5 protein-coding genes are annotated in these 6,000 nt (G+C 71.9%); 2 read left to right on the plus strand and 3 right to left on the minus strand.

The window, feature by feature from the left end; genetic code table 11:
• Nucleotides 1-122: 122 nt before the first annotated feature.
• The gene (locus ACZ6BB_RS11940) at nucleotides 123-803 is read right to left on the minus strand and encodes a TetR/AcrR family transcriptional regulator C-terminal domain-containing protein (protein ID WP_471615122.1); all 681 of its coding nucleotides are present in this window, start codon (nucleotides 801-803) and stop codon (nucleotides 123-125) included.
• A 73-nt stretch (nucleotides 804-876) separates the two neighbouring features.
• Between ACZ6BB_RS11940 and ACZ6BB_RS11945 the strand changes: the two genes are divergently transcribed.
• Complete coding sequence (locus tag ACZ6BB_RS11945; RefSeq protein WP_471615123.1) at nucleotides 877-2,346, plus strand: FAD-dependent oxidoreductase; 1,470 nt, start codon at nucleotides 877-879, stop codon at nucleotides 2,344-2,346.
• Here ACZ6BB_RS11945 and leuE read toward each other — a convergent pair.
• Entirely contained in the window at nucleotides 2,343-2,996 is a 654-nt protein-coding gene (leuE, locus tag ACZ6BB_RS11950; protein ID WP_471615124.1) for a leucine efflux protein LeuE, read from the minus strand. The genes ACZ6BB_RS11945 and leuE overlap by 4 nt on opposite strands.
• Before the next feature lie 49 nt (nucleotides 2,997-3,045).
• Entirely contained in the window at nucleotides 3,046-4,626 is a 1,581-nt protein-coding gene (locus tag ACZ6BB_RS11955; RefSeq protein ID WP_471615125.1) for an acyl-CoA mutase large subunit family protein, read from the minus strand.
• Between the two features lie 219 nt (nucleotides 4,627-4,845).
• Here ACZ6BB_RS11955 and ACZ6BB_RS11960 point away from each other — a divergent pair, with 219 nt between their 5' ends.
• Nucleotides 4,846-5,769, plus strand: coding sequence for a L,D-transpeptidase family protein (locus tag ACZ6BB_RS11960; RefSeq protein WP_471615126.1), 924 nt, complete (start codon nucleotides 4,846-4,848; stop codon nucleotides 5,767-5,769).
• Nucleotides 5,770-6,000 lie beyond the last annotated feature (231 nt).

Genomic DNA, 6,000 nt, shown 5'->3' on the forward strand with positions numbered 1-6,000 from the left:
CCTCGGCGCGGCGCTCACCGCCGCCCTCAGCGTCCCGGGCCCTCGTCCCCCTCGGGGCGGCGCTCGCACGCCCCCAGCGTCCCGGTCCCACGTCCCCTCTCGGCACGGCGCCCGCCGCGCCCTCAGCGCTCCGGTCCCCCGTCCCCCCGCAGCGCCACGGAGATCCCCGCCACCACCGCCGCCAGCCCCACCTCGAACCCCCGCTCGTGGTCCCGGAACATCTCCCAGCCCGCCTCCACGGCCAGCGGATATCCCGCCAACCGCTCGGCGCGTGCGGCAAGGTCGTACCCTTCGCCGCCCCCGGCCGGATCCACCCCCATCGACTGCTCCTCGATGACGTACCCGATCGTGTAGCTGTACGCCGTGAACCAGGCCCGCGCGGCCCCCGCCGGTGAGAAACCCGCGGCCGTCAGCACGCGCAGATTCGCCTCCATCGGCTCCGCGTACGACAGATCCGTGAAGCGCGTCCCGCTGTACACCTTCGCGCCGTCGCGGTACCGCAGCAGATGCTCGCGCAGCCCCCGCATCCGCGCCCGCAGGGCCTCCTGCCAGTCGACGCCGTCGTCCGGCCCAGACGGCATCCCGGCCCAGTCCGCCGCCATGCGGCGGACCATCTCGGTCGCCATCTCGTCGAGCAGGTCCTGCTTGTTCTTGAAGTGCCAGTAGAGCGCGGGCGCCTGGACGTCCAGCTCCTTGGCGATCAGCCGGAGACTCAGCCCTTCCAGACCGACCTCGTTCAGCAGCCGCAGGGCCGCCTCGGCGACCTGTGCCTTGTCCAGCTTCGGGGATTTCCTGGGAACCACGTTGACAGCTTAACGGCGTTAAGCGCATGCTGCTGCCCACAGCCACTTAACAGCGTTAAGGAGACCGGAGCGCATGAGCGGAATCACCCATGCCCCCACCCCGCACACGACGGACGTCCTGATCGTCGGCGCCGGCCCCACCGGCCTCGCCCTCGCCGTCGACCTGGCCCGGCGCGGCGTCGGCGCCCTGCTCGTGGAGCGGGCCGACGCACTGTTCCCCGGCTCACGAGGCAAGGGGATGCAGCCCCGCACCCTGGAGGTCCTCGGCGACCTCGGTGTGCTCGACGCGGTCCGCGCCGCCGGCGCCCCCGCCCCCGTCGGCATGGTCTGGAGCGAGGGCAGCCGACAGGGCGAGCACCGGATGTTCGACGTGGCGGAGCCGACGGAGGCCGAGCCGTACCAGGGCCCGTGGCTGATCCCCCAGTGGCGGACGCAGCGGATCCTGCTGTCCCGCCTGCGGGAGCTTGGCGGCGACGTCACCTTCGGCCGCGAACTGGCGGGACTGGCCCAGGACACGGACGGCGTGACCGCCTCCTTCACCACCGGCCCCGAGGTCCGCGCCCGCTACGCCGTGGCCGCCGACGGGGGCCGCTCCACCGTGCGGCGCCTCCTCGGCATCGGGATGACCGGCGAGACCGTCGACCCGAGCCCGACCCTGGTCGCCGACATCCGCGTCCCGGCGCTCGACCGCGACAACTGGCACCTGTTCCCACCGTCCGGCGAGCACGGCTTCATGGCGCTCTGCCCGCTCCCGGGCACCGAGGACTTCCAGCTCGCCGCCGACTTCCCGGACCCCGGCACAGCGGTCGATCTCTCCCTGGACGGCATCCGCACACTCGTCGCCGCCCGCTCCCACCTCACCCCCGAGGACGTGACCGAGGTCGGCTGGTCCTCGGACTTCCGGCCGCGGGCAGCTCTCGCCGACCGCTTCCGCGAGGGGCGCGTGTTCCTCGCCGGGGACGCCGCGCACGTGCACTCGCCCGCCGGGGGCCAGGGCCTCAACACCAGCGTCCAGGACGCGTACAACCTGGGCTGGAAGCTGGGCGCGGTGGTACACGGCGCGGCACGGGACGCCCTGCTGGACACGTACGAGGAGGAGCGGCGCCCGGTGGCCGCGGCCATGCTCGGCCTCTCCACCCGGGTGCACCGGGGCGAGCAGCGCCGGGGCCGGGCCACCCAGCAGCTGGACCTCGGCTACCGGGGCGCCTCCCTCAGCGTCGACACCCGCGAGAACCTGCCCCCGGACGCCCTGCGTGCCGGTGACCGCGCCCCCGACGGCCGGCGCGGCGGCACACGCCTCTTCGACACCTTCCGCGGCCCGCACTGGACCCTGCTCACCGTCGGCGCGGACACCCCGGCGGAGCTGCCACCGCTGCAGAACGTACGCCGGGTCCACATCCCGCCCTACGAGCCCTACGGCACCGGCGTCTTCCTCGTCCGCCCCGACGGCCATGTCGGCTGGGCGGGCGAGACCCCGGCCGGCCTCACCGCGTACGCGGCCGCGGCGGGTCTCACCCAGGGCGGCGCGGCACGTCCTGCCTAGGCGCTGCTCGCCAGCGACAGCTTGACCGCGAACCCGAGGAACATCGCCCCCGCCGCCGAGGTGGCACCCGCCGACAGCGCCCTGCGCCGGCGGAAGGTGGCGGCCAGCCTGGTGCCGCTGAATATCAGCGCGCTCAGATAGAGGAAGCTGGCGATCTGCGCGAGCGCGCCGAGCACGACGAAGGAGAGGGCCGGGTAGGCGTACGCGGGATCCACGAACTGCACGAAGAAGGCGACGAAGAACAGGATCGCCTTGGGGTTGAGCAGACTGGTGACCAGGGCCCGCCGGAACGGCCGTTCCCCCTCGCCGGCCTCGGCCCCCGCCCCCTCGGCCGACCGCTCGTGGCGGCCGCGCCACATCCCCCACGCGGCCCGCAGCATCCCCACCGCCAGCCAGGACAGATATCCGGCGCCCGCGTACTTCACGATGCCGAACAGCACGGCGTTGGCCTGCAGCAGCGAGGCCACCCCCGCCGCCGACAGGGTCATCAGCACGGCGTCGCCGACCCACACCCCGGCAGCGGCCCGGTACCCGGTCCGTATCCCGCGCCGGGCCGCCACGGACAGCACGTAGAGGGAGTTGGGGCCGGGCAGGAGGACGATCAGGACGAGTCCCGCCAGATAGGTGGGAAGGTCAGTGACACCGAACATGCACAGGAGTGTCGCACGGGGGTATGACACCCGGCTCAGGCGATACCGGTCAGAACGCGTCGCTGGGGACGTACGTGCCCCAGACCTCCCGCAGCGCGTTGCACACCTCTCCGACGGTGGCACGGGCCTTGAGGGCCTCCCGCATCGGATAGAGGACGTTGTCCTCGCCCTCGGCGGCCTTCTTCAGGGCGGCGAGGGCGGCGTCGACGGCCGCCCGGTCCCGCTCCGCACGCAGCTTCGCCAGCCGCTCCGCCTGCTGGGCCTCGATGGCGGGGTCCACCCGCAGCGGCTCGTAGGGCTCCTCCGCGTCGAGCTGGAACCGGTTGACGCCGACCACGACCCGTTCGCCGGAGTCGGTCTCCTGCGCGATCCGGTAGGCGGAGCGTTCGATCTCGCCCTTCTGGAAGCCCTGCTCGATGGCGGCGACCGCGCCGCCCAGCTCCTCGACCTTCCGCATCAGTCCGACGGCCGCCGCCTCCACGTCGTCGGTCATCGTCTCGACGACGTACGAACCCGCGAACGGGTCCACCGTGGCCGTCACGTCCGTCTCGTAGGCCAGAACCTGCTGCGTACGCAGGGCGAGGCGGGCGCTCTTGTCGGTCGGGAGGGCGATCGCCTCGTCGAAGGAGTTGGTGTGCAGGGACTGGGTGCCGCCCAGCACGGCCGCGAGGCCCTGGACGGCCACGCGGACGAGGTTGACCTCCGGCTGCTGGGCCGTCAGCTGCACCCCGGCCGTCTGGGTGTGGAAGCGGAGCATCAGGGACTTGGGGTTCCGCGCACCGAACTCCTCCCGCATCACCCGGGCCCAGATCCTGCGCGCCGCGCGGAACTTGGCGACCTCCTCCAGGATCGTCGTGCGGGCGACGAAGAAGAACGAGAGACGGGGGGCGAAGTCGTCGACGTCCATCCCCGCCGCCACCGCCGTGCGCACGTACTCGATGCCGTCGGCCAGGGTGAACGCGATCTCCTGTGCGGGAGAGGCGCCCGCCTCGGCCATGTGGTAGCCGGAGATCGAGATGGTGTTCCACTTCGGGATCTCTGCCCTGCAGTACTGGAAGATGTCCGCGATCAGGCGCAGGGAGGGCTTGGGCGGGAAGATGTACGTCCCGCGCGCGATGTACTCCTTCAGCACGTCGTTCTGGATCGTTCCCGTGAGCCGCTCGGCCGGCACCCCCTGCTCCTCGCCGACCAGCTGGTACATCAGCAGCAACAGGGCGGCGGGCGCGTTGATCGTCATCGACGTCGAGACCTCGTCCAGCGGGATGCCGTCGAACAGCACCCGCATGTCCTCGACCGAGTCGATCGCCACGCCCACCTTGCCGACCTCGCCGTGCGCGATCGGGGCGTCGGAGTCGTGGCCCATCTGGGTGGGCAGGTCGAAGGCGACCGACAGCCCCGTCGTGCCGTTGGCGATCAGCTGCCGGTAGCGCGCGTTGGACTCCACCGCCGTGCCGAACCCCGCGTACTGACGCATCGTCCAGGGCCGCCCGGTGTACATCGACGGGTAGACACCACGGGTGTAGGGGTAGGCGCCCGGTTCGCCGAGACGGTCCGCCGGATCCCAGTCCCGCAGCGCCTCCGGCCCGTACACCGGCTCGATGGGCAGTCCGGACTCCGACTCGCGCGCCATGGTGTGTGCCTCCGTCTTGTCGCCGGTTCGGACACTCGCTTGTTACTCACCAGTACTGATCCCCGCGACGGACTGTAGCGGCGCGTCAGCACCCGGTGGGGTGGGCCCGGCTGGGACCTTGCTCACAACCATGCCCGTTTGTTCGCGGCGGGTCACGTCCGGGAAACCTGTCCGGGAGAGTGACCGGACGCGGCCGATCATGAGACGACGGGGGCCTCGATGCGTACCAAGGACATGCGGAGATCGATGGCCGCGCTCGCGGCACTCGCCCTGGCCGGCGCCTGCACGGCCACGGGGATCGAGGTGCACGGTGACCAGCGCGGGCCCGTACGCGTCGACGTGACGGGCACACCGAGCGGCACACCGAAGCGGGGCGCCGACGAGGCCGCCGGCGGTGGCACGGTCGACGGGAACACCGGCGGCGACCGTGACGGTGACAGCGACGGCAAGGGAGGCCGGGGACAGACCCCGCCGCCCAGGGCGTCCCCCTCCCCCACCCCCACCGTCGCCCCCACGGTGCTCTGGGCCAAGGGGGACGAGGGGCTGGACGTACGGGAGCTGCAGGCGCGGCTGCGGCAGATCGCGTGGCTCTTCACCGGGCCCACGGGGACGTACGACGACCTGACCGTCCAGGCGGTCAGGGGCTTCCAGGGCAAGCGCGGACTGCCGCGGACCGGAAAGACGGACAGCGTCACCTGGGCCCGGCTGCTGAACATGACACGGGAGCCCGGCAAGTGGGACCTGTACGCGTACGGCGGACAGCCGGCCGCGTCGCCCGACCCGCGCTGTCTGACCGGGCGGGCGCTGTGCATCAGCAAGACGAGCCGCACGCTGCGCTGGATGGTGGACGGCCGGACCCTGACGACGGTCGAGGTCCGCTTCGGCTCGGAGTACACGCCGACCCGCGAGGGCCTCTTCCACGTCTACTTCAAGTCCCGTGATCACTGGTCGACCCTGTACGACACCCCGATGCCGTACGCGATGTTCTTCAGCGGCGGCCAGGCGGTCCACTACTCCGCCGACTTCGCGGCCCGCGGCTACTACGGGGCCTCGCACGGCTGCGTCAACGTCCGGGACAAGGCGGCGATCGCACAACTGTTCGCACAGGTCAGAAGCGGCGACAAAGTCGTCGTGTACTGGTGACGACTGTGGCTGGAGTGATGTGCGTCACAGGATGCATAGCGGGAAGGTGTCCCGCGCGTCAGGAGGAGTGCGGGGGACCACGGGGGAATCACGGGGGTGATGGGGCGCGGGGGGGAACGGGGGGAAATGTCCCCCCCCGTCCCAAGTTCCCGCACCAGAGGTCCCGGGGGAAACCCCGCTCTTTTTCACGGCCCACTGCCCACCTGCTCCCTCCCTCCCTCCCCCGGGATG

It is taken from the genome of Streptomyces sp. NPDC041108, assembly GCF_055592645.1.

Coding starts and splice junctions, on each gene's coding strand:
- ACZ6BB_RS11955 (WP_471615125.1), bottom strand. CDS start 4,626: ATGGCGCGCGAGTCGGAGTCCGGACTGCCCATCGAGCCGGTGTACGGG.
- leuE (WP_471615124.1), bottom strand. CDS start 2,996: ATGTTCGGTGTCACTGACCTTCCCACCTATCTGGCGGGACTCGTCCTG.
- ACZ6BB_RS11945 (WP_471615123.1), top strand. CDS start 877: ATGAGCGGAATCACCCATGCCCCCACCCCGCACACGACGGACGTCCTG.
- ACZ6BB_RS11960 (WP_471615126.1), top strand. CDS start 4,846: ATGCGTACCAAGGACATGCGGAGATCGATGGCCGCGCTCGCGGCACTC.